The organism is Micromonospora sp. ATLC16 (assembly GCF_057196645.1).
The window spans coordinates 16673-34841 of record NZ_JBXUOW010000056.1; the positions used below are offsets into that span (position 1 = coordinate 16673).

General features: G+C 71.8%; 13 protein-coding genes. 8 read left to right on the plus strand and 5 right to left on the minus strand.

Going from position 1 to position 18169, the window contains the following annotated elements:
* Positions 1-184: 184 nt before the first annotated feature.
* The 5 genes from AC2CHE_RS20610 to AC2CHE_RS20630 form a co-directional block, all read right to left on the minus strand.
* The gene (locus AC2CHE_RS20610) at positions 185-1153 is read right to left on the minus strand and encodes a TAXI family TRAP transporter solute-binding subunit (RefSeq protein WP_484506519.1); all 969 of its coding nucleotides are present in this window, start codon (positions 1151-1153) and stop codon (positions 185-187) included.
* Complete coding sequence (locus tag AC2CHE_RS20615) at positions 1150-1572, minus strand: roadblock/LC7 domain-containing protein (RefSeq protein ID WP_484506520.1); 423 nt, start codon at positions 1570-1572, stop codon at positions 1150-1152. The genes AC2CHE_RS20610 and AC2CHE_RS20615 overlap by 4 nt, the downstream gene beginning before the upstream one ends.
* A complete protein-coding gene (locus AC2CHE_RS20620; protein ID WP_484506521.1) occupies positions 1573-3987 on the minus strand; it encodes a sensor histidine kinase in 2415 nt (804 codons plus the stop codon).
* 64 nt (positions 3988-4051) lie between these two features.
* Positions 4052-5071, minus strand: a complete 1020-nt coding sequence (locus AC2CHE_RS20625; protein ID WP_484506522.1) for a TAXI family TRAP transporter solute-binding subunit — start codon at positions 5069-5071, stop codon at positions 4052-4054.
* 17 nt (positions 5072-5088) lie between these two features.
* Positions 5089-7260 (minus strand): TRAP transporter permease, encoded by a 2172-nt coding sequence (locus AC2CHE_RS20630; protein WP_484506523.1) that lies wholly within the window; start codon positions 7258-7260, stop codon positions 5089-5091.
* A 658-nt stretch (positions 7261-7918) separates the two neighbouring features.
* Between AC2CHE_RS20630 and AC2CHE_RS20635 the strand changes: the two genes are divergently transcribed.
* The 8 genes from AC2CHE_RS20635 to AC2CHE_RS20670 form a co-directional block, all read left to right on the plus strand.
* A complete protein-coding gene (locus AC2CHE_RS20635) occupies positions 7919-9037 on the plus strand; it encodes a YihY/virulence factor BrkB family protein (protein WP_484506524.1) in 1119 nt (372 codons plus the stop codon).
* Positions 9038-9468: 431 nt separating this feature from the next.
* A complete protein-coding gene (locus tag AC2CHE_RS20640) occupies positions 9469-10647 on the plus strand; it encodes an ROK family transcriptional regulator (RefSeq protein ID WP_484506525.1) in 1179 nt (392 codons plus the stop codon).
* Entirely contained in the window at positions 10644-12218 is a 1575-nt protein-coding gene (locus AC2CHE_RS20645; protein ID WP_484506526.1) for a sugar ABC transporter ATP-binding protein, read from the plus strand. The genes AC2CHE_RS20640 and AC2CHE_RS20645 overlap by 4 nt, the downstream gene beginning before the upstream one ends.
* Complete coding sequence (locus tag AC2CHE_RS20650) at positions 12215-13333, plus strand: ABC transporter permease (RefSeq protein ID WP_484506527.1); 1119 nt, start codon at positions 12215-12217, stop codon at positions 13331-13333. The genes AC2CHE_RS20645 and AC2CHE_RS20650 overlap by 4 nt, the downstream gene beginning before the upstream one ends.
* A 90-nt stretch (positions 13334-13423) precedes the next feature.
* Positions 13424-14476 (plus strand): substrate-binding domain-containing protein, encoded by a 1053-nt coding sequence (locus AC2CHE_RS20655; protein ID WP_484506528.1) that lies wholly within the window; start codon positions 13424-13426, stop codon positions 14474-14476.
* A 54-nt stretch (positions 14477-14530) separates the two neighbouring features.
* Positions 14531-15706 carry a Gfo/Idh/MocA family protein gene (locus AC2CHE_RS20660; RefSeq protein ID WP_484506532.1) on the plus strand — a complete coding sequence of 392 codons (1176 nt, stop codon included), beginning with the start codon at positions 14531-14533 and terminating at the stop codon, positions 15704-15706.
* Between the two features lie 498 nt (positions 15707-16204).
* Positions 16205-17365: an inositol-3-phosphate synthase gene (locus AC2CHE_RS20665; protein ID WP_484506529.1), complete on the plus strand. Its 1161-nt coding sequence runs from the start codon at positions 16205-16207 to the stop codon at positions 17363-17365.
* A partial coding sequence (locus tag AC2CHE_RS20670; protein ID WP_484506530.1) for an SCO3242 family prenyltransferase occupies positions 17349-18169 on the plus strand: 821 nt, incomplete at its 3' end. The genes AC2CHE_RS20665 and AC2CHE_RS20670, both read left to right, overlap by 17 nt.

The following is an 18169-nucleotide window of genomic DNA, read 5'->3' on the forward strand; positions in this document are numbered from 1 at the left end:
AGACGCGTGTGCGTCGCCCCCGCCATCTCGCACTTCTCAGCGTCGGCGTGTCCGGCGCCCTGCTGCTGAGCGCAGCACCGACCGCGGTGGCCGCCCACCCCACGGCGCCGGCGCCCACGGGCATCGTCGTGGCCGACGGCATGCCTAACGGAAAATGTCCAAGATCCCAGGAGCGGGGAGCGGGTCAGGCGCCCTGGTAGTAGCGGGCGGCGCCGGGGTGCAGGGGGATCGGGTCGGTGGTGGCGGCCGACTCGCGGTCGAAGTTGCGTGCCTCGGGGTGGGCGACGGCCAGGTCGGCCTGATACGTGAAGAGCAGACGGGTCAGGCTGTACGCCAGGTCGTCGGGCATCTCCGCGCTGACCAGAATCACGTTGGGGACCGTCACGGTGGGGGTGCCCGAGGGGGTGTCGTAGGTGTCGCGGGGCAGTTCGGCAGTGGTGTAGACCGAGCCGTGCGTGGCGCTCAGCGGCTCGATCAGGTCGGCGACCGGCAGCAGCCGGAACCGGTTGGGCGCGTTGGTCAGCAGGTCGGCGATGCCCGGAGTGGGTAGCCCGCCGGAGAAGAACATCGCGTCGAGCGTGCCGCCGCGCATCCGGGCCACCGTCTCCGGCAGCGAGACCCGGGCTCGGCGTACGTCCCGCTCCGGGTCGAGGCCGGCGGCGGTGAGCAGCCGACCGGCGATGACGTCGGTGCCGGACTTCCGTGAACCGGTGGAGACCCGTTTGCCGCGCAGTCCCGCGAGGTCGGTGATCTGCGCGTCGGCGCGGACGATCACGTGGGTGTAGTTGCTGTAGACCCGGGCCAGCGCCCGAACCGGCTGCGGACGACCCTCGAAGGCGCCACGGCCGGCGGTGGCGTCAGCCGCCGTGTCGGCGAGGCTGAAAGCGATCTCCATGTCGCCGTCGACCAGCCGGGTGATGTTCTCGACGGAGGCCCCGGTCGGTTCCGCCCGGGCCTCATAGCCGGGCAGTTGGCGAGTGATGACATCGGCGTAGCCGCCACCCAGTTGGTAGTAGACCCCCGTGGTGTTGCCGGTGGCCAGGAAGATGCGTCCGTCGTGCCACGGCCGAGCCTCCGGGGCGCGTTCGGCACCGCAGGCGCTGACAAGCGCGACCGCCAGCCACGCCACCACCAACCGCCGCCCCCGACTCACGCCGGCACTCCGCCGGGGTGGTCCGCCCAGTTCCGGGCCGCCGGTTCGAGCGCCTCGGCGACCCGCTGGACCAGTGTCGCCGTTTCGTAACCGATCTGGCCCAGGTCGCATCCGGCGGCGGCCAGCACGCCGAGCAGGGCGCGGTCACCGACCGACATCACCAGGAGAACGCCGCCGTCCATGTCCACGATTTGCTGTCGGACCCGGCCGGCGGACATCAGCCGGGCAGCGCCGACGGTCAGGCTGGCCAGGCCGCTGATCACGGCGGCGAGCTGGTCCGCCTGGTCGGTCGAGAGGTGCGGCGAGGCCGCCAGCCGCAGCCCGTCCCCGGAGACGGCGAGGGCGTGCGACACGTCCGGTACCTGCTCGGCGAAGTTCGCCAGGAGCCAGTCGAGGCCGGGGCTGCCGTTGGGCATCATCTAGGGTCTCCCGTTCGTCTGCTGGTTACGTCGCATCGCGTGCGCCACCCCGGCGGAGAGAGCGGACAGCCGGGTCCGTACCACCTCGGGGTCGAGCAGGTCCGGCGCGGGCTGCGGCGGCGGCACGTCGTGCAGTTCGGACTGAAGGTCGCCGCCGCGTACCCGCCGGGGCAGGCCGGCCGAAGTGGCTTCCTCGGGACGGACGCCGGGTCGCCAGGCCGATGCGCCGTTGGCCGACGCGGGCGGCCCGTTCGGCGCGACGCCGACGGGCTGTGCGGGCGTTCGGTAGTGCGGTTGACCGGGCTGCTCGGGTGACCAGGCCGCTGCGCCGTTGCCCACCACCGGCAGCGTCATCGTCGGGGCGCGGTGCGCGTCGAACCGGCCTGCTGCGGCACCCACCACCGCCGGAGCGCCCTGGTGCCGGAACCAGGCACCCACCGCCGGGGGCGCCGGTTTCCCGACGGCGTTGGGACGGCCGGTGAGCTGCTCCATCCGGGTCAGCAGCGACTCCGGTACGTCCACCTGGGCGACCGTTCCGGCGCCGGCGCTGTGCAGCCGCACCTGGATGCCGTGCCGGGCGGCCAGGTGGGCCACCACGTGCAGGCCCATGCGGCCGGCCGCCGCGCTGGACAACGCGGCCGGGGCGCGCAGCCTTTCGTTGATCTCGGCCAGCCGGTTCTCGCCGATGCCGATGCCCTGGTCGTGTACGCGCAGGGTCAGCCCGTCGACGGTACGTCGACCGTCCACCTGCACCGGGGTGTGCGGCGGAGAGTACGAGGTGGCGTTCTCCAGCAGCTCGGCCAGCAGGTGTACCAGGTTGCCGACCGCCGACCCGTGCACACCGGCGGTGGGCACGTCGATCTCTACCCGGGCGTACTCCTCGATCTCGGAGGCGGCACCGCGCACGACGTCGGCGACCAGATGCGGCCCGTCCTGCGAACGTCCGGGCTCGCCGCCGGCCAGGACCAGCAGGTTCTCCCCGTTGCGCCGCATCCGGGCGGCGAGATGGTCGAGGGCGAAGAGCCGGGCCAACGCGTCCGGATCCGTCTCTTCCTGCTCGAACTCGTCGAGCAGCCGTAGCTGCCGGGTGATCAGCGTACGGATCCGGCGGGCCAGCGCCTCGACCATCCGGGTCACGTCCATCCGCAGCTCGGCCTGCGCACCGGCGAGCCGCAGCGCGGCCCGGTTGACGGTGTCGAACGCTTCGGCCACCTGCGCGATCTCGTCGCGTCCACGGCTGATGCCCGCGGTGAGTTGCGAGGCGGCACCCTCCGTCGGACCACTGTCGCCGGCCGCGATGGCGGTGATGCGCTCGGGCAGTTCCCGATGCGCCATGGTCAGCGCCGCCACCCGCAACCGGCGCAGCCGGCGGCTGGTGCGTACCGCCAGCAACGCGGCGCTGGCCAGCGAGACCAGCGCCAGGCCGGCGCTGGCGCCGCCGGTGACCAACGCCCGTTGTCGGGCTTCCGTCGCCAACTCGGCGGCGCGCTGGTCCAGCTTGTCGGAAAGCTCCCGGCCGAGCAGGTTGAACCGGCGGATGGCACCGCTCTGGGCGACGTACCAGGCGTCTCCGTCGGCGGGCAGCGCGGCCGGCTCGGCGTCGGCGTTCAATGCGCTGTCGCGCATCCGCCGGGCGGTGGAGACGTCGCCGCCGGCGATCAGACGGGTGTACGCGTTGGTGGCGCTCTCCCCGGCGATCCGGGAGAACTCGGCCTGCCGCTGCTCCTGCGCGCCGCGCAGCCGGCCCAGTCGGGCGAGTTCGCCCTCGACCAGCTCACCTCGGACGAAGATGGCCCGGAGTAGGTCCCGTTCCAGCGACGCCAGGTGTTCCTGGGCAGCGACGGCGGCCACCTCGCGGGCGCGGTTGGCCAGCTCGGGGTCGCGTAGCTGGGAGGGAAGCGCGTCGGCGACGGCGAGCAGCGACTCCACCAGCGCCACGTACATCCCGTCGACATTGTCGGTGGTGAGCGCGGCGATCCGGGCCTCGTCGAGCTGGTCGAGGTGTTCTGTCACGCCGTCGAGCTCGTGGCCGAGGTCCGGCGCGGTGCGGCGGGCGTCGGAGCTGGCGGTGCGGTAACGCTCGCTGGCCTCGTCGACCCGACGCCGCTGGGCGTCGACCAACTGGCGGCCGGAACTCCCGCCGCGCTGGCGGAGCGCTGCCGTCTCGCCGAGTTCCCGTTCCAGCTCGTGCACCAGCGAGACGGTGGCGGTGGCGGTGCCGGCCAGCACCCGGGCCCGTTCGGCGTCGGTGGAGGCGGCCAGGGCGTCACCGGTCTGGATGGCCCCCAGCACGAGCAGGCCGGCGGTGGCGATCAGGATCGGTGCGAGCAGTTGGGTACGCACCGACCAGAGTCGGCCGGTGTGGCCGGACGGTCGGCTGTGCCGACGTACGCGGGCCAGCGAGGACAGCGGCACGGGGGTCTCCCGAGGTCGGGGCGGCCGGGCCGGGGTGTCAGGCGTCCGGCCCGGCCGCCGTCGGTCAGCTCGCGCCGAGGTCCTGCAACGCCTTGGCCGCGCCCCGGTGCAGACCGACCGGGTCGGTCTTGCGGGCGGTGTCCAGGGCGATGCCCTTGGCAGCGGGATTGGCCTGGGCCAGCGCGTCCTTCTTCTCGAACACGGTCCGAGTGATGGCGCAGGCCACGTCGGCGTCGAGATCCTTGCGGACGAGCAGCACGTTCGGGACCACGATGGTCGGGGTGTCCGCCACGGTGGAGTACACGTCCTTGCCGATCGTGCCGGCCTGGTACGCGGGGTTCAGTTCGCTCATCTTGGGCAGCAACGGCGTGATGTCGATGAATTTCACCTTGTCGCCGGCGGTGGTGAACAGGTCGGTCAGGCCGCCGGTGGGTAGGCCGCCGGACCAGAAGAAGCCGTCGACGGTGCCGTCCTTGACGCCTTCCACGGTCTTGGTGAGATCGAGTCGTTGGGCCTGGACGTCCGCGGCCGGGTTCAGGCCGGCGGCCTCCAGCAGCCGGTTCGCGATGACCTCGGTGCCGGACTTGGGGGAGCCCGTCGAGATCTTCTTGCCGCGCATGTCGGCCACCGAGTTGATCCCCGAATCGGCCCGGACGACCACCTGGGTGTAGTTGTCGTAGATCCGGGCCAGCGCCTCTACCGGCTGCGGTGCGCTGAAGCTGTCCTTGCCCTCCACCGCGTTGACGGCCGTGTCGAACAGTGAGAAGGCCACGTCGTACTGGCCGCCGACGAGCTGTTCGATGTTCTGGACCGAGGCTCCGGTCTCGGCTGCGGTGCCGGTCAACCGGCCGCCGGTGCTGTCCGCGAGCTGCCCGGCCAGGGCGTTTCCGACCACGTAGTAGACGCCCGTGGCGTTGCCGGTGGCGATGCCCACCCGGGTGCTCTCGGCCACCTCACAGGTGACGGCGCTAGCGGTGTCGTCCGTGGTCGCGGCGTCCTGGCGGCCTCCGCAACCGGCGGCGCCGGCGGCGGCGAGGGTGAGGACTCCCACCCCGGCCACGAGCCGCGCGTTGATCCGTCCCACAGTGTCTCCTTCCTGGGTCATGCCGGTGATCCGGCTCGCGTTCCGCCGGAGGTACCGGCGGATCCGCGTCGTATGAACACGCCCACCGCCATGGCGCCGGCCAGCACGGCACCGATCGCGACGGGCACGGGTTGCAGCCAGAGCAGCGTCAGGCCGGCGGCCACCCCGATCACGCGTTCCGGCACGCCCGCCGGGCCGACGCCGGGCAGCCAGCCGCCGGCCGCGACCGCCAGTACCGCGACCCCGAGGGCCGTGACGACGGCTGCGATGAGGATGCGCCGGGGCCCGCCGATGCCGAGCAGGCCGAGCCCGGTTGGGGTGATCACGAATGCCAGCGGAATCAGGTACGCCGGCAGCGCGTACCGCAGGGTGTGCCACATGGTCGGCACCAGCCGTCCGCCGGTGACCGCGGCGGCGGCGACGGCGGCGAGCGCAGTCGGTGGCGACACCTCGGACAGCACCGCGAAATAGAAGACGAACATGGCGGCGGCGGGAGCGCTGACCCCGAGGTCCAGCAGGGCCGGCCCGATGATCACCCAGCCGATCACGAACGACGCGGTCACCGGGACCGCCAGGCCGAGCAGGCTGAGCGCGACGGCGGCGAGCAGTGCGGTCAGCGCGAGCACCACGGCCGGCTCGGAGCTGACCGTGCTCGCGGCGCCGACCAGGAGCGCGGCGGCCTGCGGACCGAGACCGGTCTTGGTGGTGGTGGCGGTGATGACGCCGGCCGCCGCGCAGACGACGGTGACCGCGAGGACTCCGCGTACGCCGTTGGAGAGCGCGGTGACCAGCCGGGCCGGGGTGAGCCGGTGCGCCCGGTCCAGGAAGGACAGGGCGATCGCGAGGACGGTGGCCAGCACCACGGCACGGGTTGCCGACAGCCCGACGGCGAGCAACCCGACGATGGCGAAGAGGGAGGCGAAGTGATACCCGGACCGGGCCAGCAGCCGCCAGGCGGAAACGGCCGCGAGGGCCGCCGGCCGCACCCCGGAGCGGCGCGCGTCGATCTCCACCGAGAGCACGATGCCGAGGTAGTAGAGGACGGTCGGCACCACCGCCCAGCCGAGTACCTGGAGGTAGGACACGCCGAGGTACTCGGCGATGATGAAAGCTGCCGCGCCGAGGGTCGGTGGGGACAGGATGGCACCGACGCCGGCGGCGGCGAGCATCCCGCCGGCCCGCTCCGCCGGGTATCCGGCGCGACGCAGGATAGGCCAGGTGACCGCGCCGATGCTGACGGTCGTGGCCGCCCCGGAGCCGGAGACGGTGCCGAGCAGGAACCCGGAGGCCACCGCCGTACGGCCGGCGGCGGTGCGCGAGCGCCGGAACGCCGCGGCGGACAGGTTCACGAAGAACCGGCCGGCGCCGGAGAGGTCGAGCACCGCCCCGTAGATGGTGAACAGCACGATGTACGTGGCGGCCACGTCCAGCGGGGTGCCGTAGAAGCCGCTGTCGGAGTTGTAGAAGGCGTCGACCAGTTGCCCGAAGTCCAGCCCGGCGTGCGCCACCGCCCAGGTCTGCGGCAGCAGCCCGCCGTAGTAGCCGTAGCCGAGGAAGACCAGACAGACGGCGGGCAGGATCCAGCCGGTGGTGCGTCGGCAGCCCTCCAGCAGCAGGAGCAGCAGGACGGTGCCCATCGCCACGTCCATCCCGACCAGCAGCCCCTGCCGGTCGAGGAAGGCGTCGTAGCCGCCGCCACCGCCGGCCAGGGCGATCGGCAGCACCGGGTACAGGCAGCCGGCCAGCGCCGCGGCGGCGAGCAGCCAGTCGACGCGGCTGGGCCCGGACCGGGCGGGCTCGGTCGGGTGGGATGTCGGCGCTGACGGTTCCCTACCTGCGCGTGCCCGCAGGCGGCGCGGCAGCCGCAGGTCGGCCGGATAGGCGAGGAAGACCAGCGGAAGTACGCCGGCCAGGAAGAAGATCAGGTAGTACTTGCTGCCCTGTGCGAGCGGCCGGAACACCTGCCAGAGGGCCAGCAGACCGATCGCCAGGGTGGCTGCGGTCAGCGCGAGGGCGACCGGTCCGGTCAGCACCCGGCCCGGCTTCTCGTCCTCGAACCGCCCAGCGACGTCGATCGGATCGATCTGAACCGGATCAGTTCCGGCGGCGGGCGTCTCCGCCTCCGCGACGCGGCTGTGTCCGCCGCGACGCTCAGGTCCGGAATCTTCGGTGAATCGGATAGCCGACACGAGGGGGGACGATACGCGAATTGACTCCACGTTGGGGGGCATAGTCGAGCAGCGCTTCGCTGCGTGACTTAACATTCTTTCGCGTCGCATGTAACAGGAACATTCAAGAATCGTATTCATGATTGGCCCGGACGTGCCGATAGGATGTTTCAGGTCGCCGGGGAGGGTGGCGCGAACTGTCCGTTTTATCGAGTTAGCAGGCATGTGGCGACCGAGTCGGTCGGCGAAAAACCGACCCGGATAACTACTCTCCGTATCCATGAGTACGGTAGGTGGCGTCCCGAACCGCCTGGGTCGCCGTGTGGTCGACGTCGACCGGAAAGCCGACGCGGTGCGACACCGGTGTGGATCGCCGGTCTGCCGGTCGGTCCCAGCGGGCGCTGCCAGACCATTCGCGCATTGATCGCATTCGCCCTGCTCCCGTCGAGGGAAAGCCACGTTGGCGCATTTTCCGTGTATGGGGAACCGGGCCGGCGTCGACTGTTTCCCGCCCCGCCGGAAGGCTCCGGGGTCGTCCGAGGCGGCCCGCGCCGGCCGACCGTCGGATGGTCTGCCGACGCGAAGCCGGGTCGGCTGGCGGGACTGTCGGGTTACTTCACGTCGGTCACTGGGCATGTGACCTCAACGATCACCGCTAGCGGAGCCGAGGGGAGAGGCGATGGCCTCCGAGGAATCTTCCGGTCCAGACCGTCGTGGCCCGGGTCCCGACCCCGCCTCCGAGGGGCGGCCGGACGAGGCGGGTGCCGACCGCGACCGTGCGGAGCGGCGGAGCGAGGCGGGTGCCGACCGCGAACAGGTGCCGGTAGGGCAGGAGGTCAGTGACACACCGGCGCATCCGGGTCGGTTGTCGCGTGGCGAGTGGTTGGCGGCGGCGCGCCGGACGGTGCGCGAGTTCGGCGACGACAGCCTGGCCGACTGGGCCGCGGCACTCACCTACTATGGCGTGCTCTCCATCTTCCCGGGCCTGCTGGTGCTGGTCTCGTTGCTGGGCCTGCTGGGTCCGGCGGCCACCCGGACGGTACGCGACACCGTCGCGGAGTCGGTGCCCGAGGAGAACATCCGCCAGATCCTCGACGCCGCGATCGAGCAGGCCCAGCAGAACGGTGGGTTGGCCGGTATCACCGCGATCATCGGTCTGCTCGCCGCCTTCTGGTCGGCCTCCGGATACGTCGCCGCCTTCATGCGCGCCTCCAACTCGATCTACGACGTGCCGGAGGGGCGTCCGATCTGGAAGACCCTGCCGATCCGGGTGGGGGTCACCGCGCTGGTCGGTGTGATGCTGTTGGCCAGTGCGGTGATCGTGGTCTTCACCGGACGCTTCGCCGAGGAGGTCGGCGCGGCGGTGGGAGTGGGGAGCACGGCCGTGGCGGTGTGGGACATCGCCAAGTGGCCGGTGCTGCTGCTCCTGGTCAGCCTGATGTTCGCCATCCTCTACTGGGCGTCGCCGAACGCGCGCCAGGGCGGCTTCCGCTGGGTGAGCCCCGGTGGGGTGCTGGCCGTGCTGATCTGGCTGCTGGTCTCCGGCCTGTTCGCCTTCTACGTCGGCAACTTCGGCTCGTACAACAAGACCTACGGGGCGCTGGCCGGGGTGATCATCTTCCTGGTCTGGCTCTGGTTGAGCAACATCGCGATCCTGTTCGGTGCGGAACTCGATGCCGAGCTGGCGCGGGCGCGGGCGATCAGCGGCGGCCTCCGGCCGGTCGATCGGGAGCCCTACGTCGAGTTGCGCGACGACCGCAAGCTGCGCTCGAAGGGTGGTGGCGAGCGCGCCGGCTGAGGGTCGTTGCCGTGCCCGGAAGCCCGGGGGCACGGCAACCATCGCAGCTGGGCCCTGCGTGCCTGTCCGCCGCAGGCCGAGACGAGACACCAGGCGTTCCGCGTGATCTCCGGGTATCCCTATCCCTGACTGCCGTGCTCGACGGCCGGCGTGCTGCCTGGGGTGGTCGCCGGCGTCGCCTCGGCCCGGAGGGCGGCAGCGTGGCCAATGACGCGATAGCTGTCACACGACGGGCGATCTTCATGACTCCCCTGCTGGCCTGCGGCTCGGGCATGACCGCGACCTACCGGTAGCTTTTGCTAGATCCAGCAAAAGTTGGGCACAGATTGGTTCTAAGGTCTGGACAGGGCGCACTGAAGCCTCCTACTGTGTCGGGCACCACACGTCGGCATTTCGTCGATGTGAATACCCCCCGTGGGAGAGGTGAGCCCGTGCCCAACGCCGACCCCCTGCACGTCCGGTTGTTGCGGCTGTTACGCGACGAGGGAGCGCTGTCGCGGGCCGAACTCGCCGACCGCCTGGAGATGCCCCGGCCCCGGCTGCTCGCCGAACTGGAGCGGCTGGTCGCCCTCGGCTATGTGGCGGAGGCGGGCAAGGCGGCCTCCCGGGGCGGGCGACGGTCGACGCTTGTCGAGTTGAGCCCCGGGCTGCGCTTCGCGGCCGTCGATCTGGGCGCCAGCTCGATCGATGTCGAGGTCGTCAACGGCCGGTTGGAGCCGGTGGCGGCGTACGCGGAGGCGGCCGACATCCGGTCCGGCCCGAAGGTGATCCTCCAGCGCGTCAACGAGCTGCTGCACAAGGCCCGGGTCGACGGCGTCTACGAGCGACTCGACGCGGTCGGCATCGGGGTGCCCGGCCCGGTCAGCTTCCGCGACGGCGTGCCGGTCTCGCCGCCGATCATGCCCGGCTGGGACCGCTTCCCCGTCCGCGAGCTGCTCACCCGCGAGCACGGTTGCCCGGCGGTGGTCGACAACGACGTGAACATCATGGCCATCGGCGAGCGGCACGGCGGGGTAGCCCACTCGGTCGACGACTTTCTCTTCGTCAAGATCGGCACCGGCGTCGGCTGCGGGATCTACCTCAGCGGCGACGTCTACCGGGGCACCGACGGCTGTGCCGGCGACATCGGCCACATCCAGGTCGATCCGCAGGGGCCGATCTGCTCCTGCGGCAACGCCGGCTGCCTGGAGGCGCTCTTCAGCGGGGCGGCCCTCGCCAAGGACGCCACCGCCGCCGCGCGGGCCGGCACCTCACCCGCCCTGGCCGAACGACTCGAGGCCAACGGCGAGGTGAGCGCCCTCGACGTCGCCGCCGGGGCGCTCGAAGGCGACGTGACCTGCATCCAGCTCATCCGCGAGGGCGGCCGGCGGGTCGGCGGAGTGCTCGCCGGGCTGGTCAGCTTCACCAACCCCTCAATGATCGTGATCGGCGGTGGACTCGCCCAACTCGGGCACATCCTGCTCGCCGAGATCCGCAGTGTCGTGTACCGCCGCTCGCTGCCGCTGGCCACCGGGAACCTGCCGGTGGTGCTCTCCGAACTCGGCCCGCGGGCCGGCGTGGCCGGCGCCGCGGTGCTCGCCAGCGACCTGGCCTTCGGGGAGGCGGCATGACCGGGCACGACGTCGCGAGCGGGACCGGCGGCACGCCGGTCGAGACGACCACCGGCGAGGTGGTGCTGCGCCTGACCGACGTGGTCAAGACCTTCCCGGGCGTACGCGCCCTGGACGGGGTGCAACTCGAGGTACGCGCGGGCGAGGTGCACTGCCTGCTCGGGCAGAACGGTGCCGGCAAGTCCACCCTGATCAAGGTGCTCGCCGGGGTGCACCGGCCGGATTCCGGGCACGTCGAGTGGCGCGGCGAACGGGTCACCTTCGTCAACCCGCAGGCCGCGATGCGCGCCGGGATCGCCACCATTTACCAGGAACTCGACCTGGTCGCGGACCTGTCGGTGGCCGAGAACGCCTTCCTGGGGCACGAGCCGCGCCGGCTCGGGTTCATCCGCCGGGGGCACATGGCCAGCCGGACCCGTCAGATCCTTGACCGGCTCGGTCACGCCGAGATGCCACCGAACCGGATGGTGCGGGCCCTGCCGGCGGCCGGCAAGCAGGTGGTCAGTATGGCTCGGGCGCTGTCCCACGAGGCCCGGCTGATCATCATGGACGAGCCGAGCGCGGTGCTCGCCCACGACGAGGTGGAGAACCTCTTCCGGATCATCCGCGAGCTGACCGCGCAGGGCATCGCGGTCATCTACATCTCGCATCGGCTGGAGGAGATCCGCGAGATCGGCGACCGGGTGACCGTACTCAAGGACGGCCGGACCACGGCGGCGAACCTGCCGGCCCGCGAGACCCCGACCAGCGATCTGGTTTCCCGGATGACCGGCCGCGACATCGAGTACGTCTTCCCGGACCGCCCCGCCGAGACCGTGGTCGGTGACGAACTGCTCCAGGTCGACGGGTTGACCCGTACCGGCGAGTTCGCCGACGTGTCACTCACCGTCCGGGCGGGAGAGATCGTCGGCATCGCGGGCCTGGTCGGCTCCGGCCGTTCCGAACTACTGGAGACGATCTACGGTGCGCGGGCGGCCGAGACCGGTTCGGTGCGGATGGCCGGCCGGGCGCTGCGACCAGGCAGCGTCGGCGCGGCGGTCAGGGCCGGCATGGGCATGGCCCCCGAGGAGCGCAAGAGCCAGGCGTTGCTGCTCGGCGAGCCGATCTACCGCAACGTCACCCTCGCCACCTTCACTCACTACGCCCGCTTCGGGTTCACCGACATCGCTCGGGAACGGGCTGAGGCCGACCGGATCGCCGAGAGCCTGGAGATGCGCCCGCGCGACGTCCGCCGGGCGGTACGGACGCTCTCCGGCGGCAACCAGCAGAAGGTCGTGGTCGGTCGCTGGCTGCTCGGCGACACGAAGCTGCTGCTGCTCGACGAGCCCACCCGGGGGGTGGACGTCGGTGCCCGGGCCGAGCTGTACCAGGTGATCAGGCAGCTCGCGGCCCAGGGCGTCGGTGTGCTGCTGGTCTCCAGTGAGGTGCCCGAGGTGCTCGGCCTGGCCGACCGGGTGCTGGTGATGCGGGAGGGACGGGTCGTCCGTACCGCCCCCGCCGACGAACTCGACGAACCCACGGTGCTCGACCTCGTCATGGCGGGGTCCCTGACGGAAGGCGCAGCGGCATGACCGATAGTCCGCCCACGACCAAGCTGCCGGCGCAGTCGCCGCCGGTGGACCCGGCCGAAACCGAGGCGGCGGGGCACGCCACGCCGACCGCCACGGTAGGCCCCACCGGCGGGCTCTCCTGGTGGCACGGCGACGGCGGTGAGGGCGCCAAGCGGAACCTCGCCCTGATCGGGGTGCTGCTGGCACTTTTCGTGATCGGTGCTGCCACCCGCTGGGACCTGTACTCCAACCCCGACTGGGTGTGGGCGAACATGCTCAGCATCCTGAAGCTCGCCTCGGTGGTCGGCGTGGTCACCGTCGGGATGACCTTCGTGATCATCGGGGGTGGCATCGACCTCTCGGTCGGCGCGATCGTGGCGCTGGCCGGGGTCTGGTGCACCACGGTGGCGACCCAGAGCTTCGGCGCCGGCGGAATGATCTTTACCGCGATCATCGTCGGGGTGGCGGTCGGCCTGGTCAACGGGACGCTCATCGCGTACGGGCGGCTGGTGCCGTTCATCGCGACGCTGGCCATGCTGGTCGCCGCGCGCGGGCTGGCCGCGGAGATCTCCCAGAAGCAGACTCAGATCTCGCGGAACAACACGATCAACGGCATCGCCAGCACCGACCTGCTCGGCATTCCGCTGCTGGTCTACCTCCTGGCCGCCGTGGTGGCCGCGGGCTGGGTGCTGCTGAACCGCACGACCTTCGGGCGGCGCACGGTCGCCGTCGGCGGCAACCCGGAGGCCGCCCGGCTGGCCGGCATCAACGTCAAGCTGCACACCCTGCTGCTGTACGCGCTGTCCGGCCTGTGCTGCGGCATCGCCGCCATCATGCTCACCGCGCAGGCCACCTCGGCCCAGGCGGCGATGGCGAACCTCTACGAGCTGGACGCGATCGCCGCCGTGATCATCGGTGGCACGCTGCTCAGCGGCGGGCGGGGCACCATCATCGGCTCCCTGCTCGGTGTGATCATCTTCGCCACCATCACCAACCTCTTCGCCATCAACGGCCTCTCCGTTGAGGCGCAGAACATGGTCAAGGGCGGCATCATCGTCGCCGCCGTCCTGATCCAGCAGATCCAGTTCGGCACCCTCTCCCAGTTCTTCCGTCGTAACCGGCTCACCACGAGCTGAGCACCGCTATGTCCGCGCCACCCGTAACACCGACGGTGGCCGGGCCTCGTACACCCAAAATCCCCACCACTTGATAACCAGGAGGTCGTCATGACCCAGCACAGTCGCGACATGTCGCGGCGCCGGCTGCTCTTCGGCGGGGCGGCCGTCGGCGCCGGCGTACTGCTCGCCGGTTGTACCAGCAACGAGCAGTCACCGACCGAGGCGCAGACCAAGGCGGCCGACGGCAACGCCAACGCCGAGCCCGGCAAGCAGGTGACCATCGGTTTCTCCGCGCCGGCGGCCGACCACGGCTGGATCGCCGCGATCACGAACAACGCCAAGGCGCAGGCCGCCGCGTACTCCGACGTGGAGTTCAAGATCGTTGAAGCGGGTGCGGACGCGGCGGCCCAGCGGGCCGCCCTGTCCACCCTGATCTCGCAGAAGCCCGACGTGATCGTGCTGCTGCCGCACGACGGCAAGGAGCTGAACTCGTTCGGTCTGGAGGCGATGGCGGCCGGCGTTCCGGTGGTCAACCTGGACCGGGCCTTCCCCGACGCCAAGGCGTACCGGTTGCAGATCAAGGGCGACAACTACGGCATGGGCGTCTCGGCCGCCACCTTCATCGTCGAGCAGCTCAAGGCCAAGGGCGTGAGCAGCCCGGTGATCGCCGAGATCGCCGGGATGGACGAGTTGGAGCTGACCCAGGAGCGGACGAAGGGCTTCAACGACACCCTGGCCCAGCACGGCCTGAAGGTGGCCAACCGTCGGGCGGCGCGGTTCACCGCTGACTCCGGGCAGCAGGAGGCGAGCCAGCTCCTACAGGCCGAGCCGAAGATCGACGCGATCTGGAACCACGACGACGACCAGGGCATCGGCGTGTTGGCCGCGATCAGCCAGGCCAACCGCAGCGAGTTCTTCATGATCGGCGGCGCCGGCTCGAAGAAGGCGATGGAGGACATCCAGGCCGACAACACGGTGCTGAAGGCCACGGTGACCTACAGCCCGTCGATGGCCTCCTCGGCGATCTCGCTGGCCCGCCTCATCGGCCAGGGCCGGGGCATGTCCGACCTGGTGGAACTCCAGGTTCCCAAGGAGATCGTCCTCGCCTCCGAAACGATCACCAAGGAGAACGCGAGCGACTACCTCAAGCTCGGGTTCTGACACAACGGGGGGAGACCCACCTTGTCCACGACAAACAACGAACTGCGGGTCGGCATGGTCGGCTACGCGTTCATGGGGGCCGCGCACTCGCAGGCGTGGCGCACCGTGAACCGGGTCTACGACCTGCCCGCGCGGGCCCGGATGGCGCTCGTCTGCGGCCGGGACGCCGGGAAGGTGGCCGAGGCCGCCGACCGGCTCGGCTGGGAGGAGCACACCACGGACTGGCGGGAGCTGGTGAACCGCCCGGACATCGACGTGGTCGACATCTGCACACCGGGTGACAGCCACGCCGAGATCGCGCTGGCCGCGCTGGCCGCGGGCAAGCACGTGCTGTGCGAGAAGCCGCTTGCGAACACGGTCGCCGAGGCGCGGGAGATGGCCGCCGCGGCGGCCACCGCCCGGGCCGGCGGGGCGCGGTCGATGTGCGGCTTCAACTATCGGCGGGTGCCCGCGGTGGCGCTGATGCGCCAACTCGTCGCCGACGGGCGGCTCGGCGAGATCCGGCACGTCCGAGCCACCTACCTGCAGGACTGGATCGTGGACCCGCAGTTCCCCCTGGTCTGGCGGCTCCGCAAGGAGGTGTCGGGCTCCGGTGCGCTCGGTGACATCGGTGCGCACATCATCGACCTGACCCAGTACGTCACCGGACAGCGGATCAGCGGGGTCAGCGCGGTGACCGAGACGTTCGTCAAGGAGCGGCCGTTGCCGGCCGAGTCGAGCGGGTTGGCGGCGCAGGCCGACGGGGCCGGGGCCGCCACCGGCCCGGTCACCGTCGACGACGCGGCGATCTTCGTGGCCCGGCTGGACGGCGGGGCACTCGCCACGTACGAGGCGACCCGGTTCGCCACCGGGCGCAAGAACGCCCTTCGCGTGGAGATCAACGGTTCGCTGGGCAGCGTCGCCTTCGACCTGGAACGCCTCAACGAGCTGGAGTTCCTCGACGCCACCCGGCCCGCCGCCGAGCAGGGGTTCAGCCGCATCCTGGTGACCGAGGCCGAGCACCCGTACCTGTCGGCCTGGTGGCCGCCGGGACACATCATCGGGTACGAACACTCCTTCACCCACCAGATGCGCGACTTCATCGAGGCGGTGGCGACCGGCACCGACCCGACGCCCTCGTTCGCCGAGGCGTTGCAGGTGCAACTGGTGCTGGACGCGGTGACCCGCTCGGCCGAACTGGGCTCTTCCTGGGCCGCGGTGGAGCCGTCGATGGAGACGGTCGCCGCCTGAACCACCTCCGGAGCCGACCGGCGAGGGCCGGCCACGGTTGCGCCCCGTGGCCGGTACGGGTCGGGTCCGGAGGTCGTGCCCCGGGCGACCGGCGGCACGAGCAATGCGGTTCCTCCGGTGCGGCCGGACCGGGATTCCCCGGCAGCACCGGAGGGCCGCCGCCCATCGGCCACTTCACTCCCGTCCACCTGGAGACTCCCGCCGCCAGGCGGACCGCGTCCGATGATTCGTCCGATCGGGACACCGCCGTCCCGACTGGCCGAATGCGGGGGAGGCAGGGGCGAGACGCCGACCGCCCCTGCCTGCCAGCCCCGTCCGACCGACCCGACCGGTACGCCGGCCGACGTCGTCGCCGCCGACCTCGGCGCCGGCCGGCGTGTACCACCGGAACGGGCGGCGGACGGGGCGCATCGGCCTAACCTGTATCTTTTTCAGCTTTTTCCTGATATCAAGATTCAATCGATGCATGTCGGTTTCCTCGACACCGGAAGGAGCGTCATGCGTACAGGTGTCTGGCTGGTGGGGGCGCGTGGCTCGGTCGCGACCACCAGCATCGTCGGGGCGCTCGCGCTGCGTGCCGGCTTGACCGGGCCGACCGGCTGCGTCACCGAACTGCCCGGGGTCAACAGCGCCGCCCTGCCGGGCTTCGCCGACCTGATCCTTGGCGGCCACGACGTGGTCGCCACGCCGATCGCCAAGCGTGCCGAGGAGCTCGCCGACGCCGGTGTGTTGCCGGCCCGACTGGTCGCCGCGCTGCCCGAGGAACTGGCCGCCGTGGAGCGGGAACTACGCCCCGCGCCCACCGTCGGGACCCAGGCCGACCGGGCCGCCGCGCTGGTCCGCGATCTCACCGCCTTCCGCCAGCGACACGAGCTGACGCGGGTGGTGGTGGTCAACGTCGCCGCGACCGAGCCGGCTCCCCGCCCGCATCCCGGGCACGCCGACCCGGACGCGCTGCGGGCCGCCCTCGCCGGCCCCGGCGAGGTGCTGCCGCCCAGCTCGCTCTACGCGTACGCGGCCGTCTCGGCGGGCTGCCCGTACGTCGACTTCACCCCGTCGACCGGCCTGCGGCTACCGGCGCTCACCGCGCTGGCCGAGCGCCACGGCGTGCCGTACGCGGGCCACGACGGCAAGACCGGCGAGACCCTGCTCAAGTCGGTGCTCGCCCCGATGTTCGCGATGCGACACCTCACCGTCCGGTCCTGGTCCGGGCTCAACCTGCTCGGCGGCGGCGACGGCGCCACCCTGGCCGATCCCGACGCCAACGCCGCCAAGGTGCGCAGCAAGCAACGGGTGCTCGGCGAGACGCTCGGCTACCTGCCGCAGGGCGACACCCGGATCGGGTACGTCGAGGAACTCGGTGACTTCAAGACCGCCTGGGATCTGATCACCTTCGCCGGGTTCCTGGGCACCGGGATGCGGCTGGAGTTCACCTGGCACGGCTGCGACTCGGCGCTGGCCGCCCCGCTCGTGCTCGACCTGGCCCGGCTCACCGCCGCCGCGCACGCCGCCGGCCGCACCGGGCCGCTGGACGATCTGGCCTTCTTCTTCAAGGATCCGCTGGGCACCGCGACCCACTCGCTGGCCGACCAGTGGACCCGGCTGTGCGCCTTCGCGGGCAGCCTGGACACCGGAGACACCGATGCCGCGCGTGGCTGACCTGGCCGAGCTGGTCCGCGCCCCGGCCGCGCTCTCCGTACCCGGGGACGTGATCGCCGGTGCCGCCGCGGCGGGCAGCCTCGGCCCGCGTACTCCCGGCCTCGCCGCCGCGTCGGTGCTGCTGTACTGGGCCGGCATGGCCGCCAACGACTGGGCCGACCGCGAGTTGGACGCCGTGGAACGCCCCGAGCGGCCGATTCCGAGCGGCCGGGTCGGTCCCGGCCTCGCGGTCGGCCTCGCCGCCGGTCTCACCGTCGCGGGCGTCGGGCTCGCCGCCGCAGCGGGTGGCCGGCGGGCCACCGCCGTCGCGCTGCCGCTCGCCGCCGCCGTCTGGGGGTACGACCTGGCGGCCAAGAACACCGCCGCCGGCCCCGCCATGATGGCCACCTGCCGGGGGCTGGACGTGCTGCTCGGTGCCGCCGGCGGCCGGACGGCGCGGGCGTTGCCGGCGGCGGTCACCGTCGCCGCGCACACCTGGACGGTCACCGCGCTGTCCCGTCGGGAGGTCAGCGGCACCGACCGCGCCCTGCCGCTGCGTACCCTCGCCGGCACCGCCCTGATCGCGGCGAGCGCCGCGCTCCCGCCCGGCCGGCGGCTCACCACCAGCAGCACCCGTGCCGGTGGTCAGGCGGAGTCCGGCCGGCGCGCACCTGTCGTCCGCACCGACGGTCGGCGAACCGGCGACGTCGGAAACGGTCGGCGTGCCCTCGGCGCCGTGGCGGTGGCGCTGCCAGCCGTCCTCGCCGGCTGGTACGCCGCCCGCTACGGCACCGCGCAGGCCCGGGTGGCGGCCGAGCCGACGGC

What these genes read in the sequence shown, in the direction of transcription:
- AC2CHE_RS20615 (WP_484506520.1), bottom strand. Translation starts at nt 1,572, where the DNA reads ATGATGCCCAACGGCAGCCCCGGCCTCGACTGGCTCCTGGCGAACTTC.
- AC2CHE_RS20635 (WP_484506524.1), top strand. Translation starts at nt 7,919, where the DNA reads ATGGCCTCCGAGGAATCTTCCGGTCCAGACCGTCGTGGCCCGGGTCCC.
- AC2CHE_RS20645 (WP_484506526.1), top strand. Translation starts at nt 10,644, where the DNA reads ATGACCGGGCACGACGTCGCGAGCGGGACCGGCGGCACGCCGGTCGAG.
- AC2CHE_RS20650 (WP_484506527.1), top strand. Translation starts at nt 12,215, where the DNA reads ATGACCGATAGTCCGCCCACGACCAAGCTGCCGGCGCAGTCGCCGCCG.
- AC2CHE_RS20655 (WP_484506528.1), top strand. Translation starts at nt 13,424, where the DNA reads ATGACCCAGCACAGTCGCGACATGTCGCGGCGCCGGCTGCTCTTCGGC.
- AC2CHE_RS20660 (WP_484506532.1), top strand. Translation starts at nt 14,531, where the DNA reads ATGGTCGGCTACGCGTTCATGGGGGCCGCGCACTCGCAGGCGTGGCGC.
- AC2CHE_RS20665 (WP_484506529.1), top strand. Translation starts at nt 16,205, where the DNA reads ATGCGTACAGGTGTCTGGCTGGTGGGGGCGCGTGGCTCGGTCGCGACC.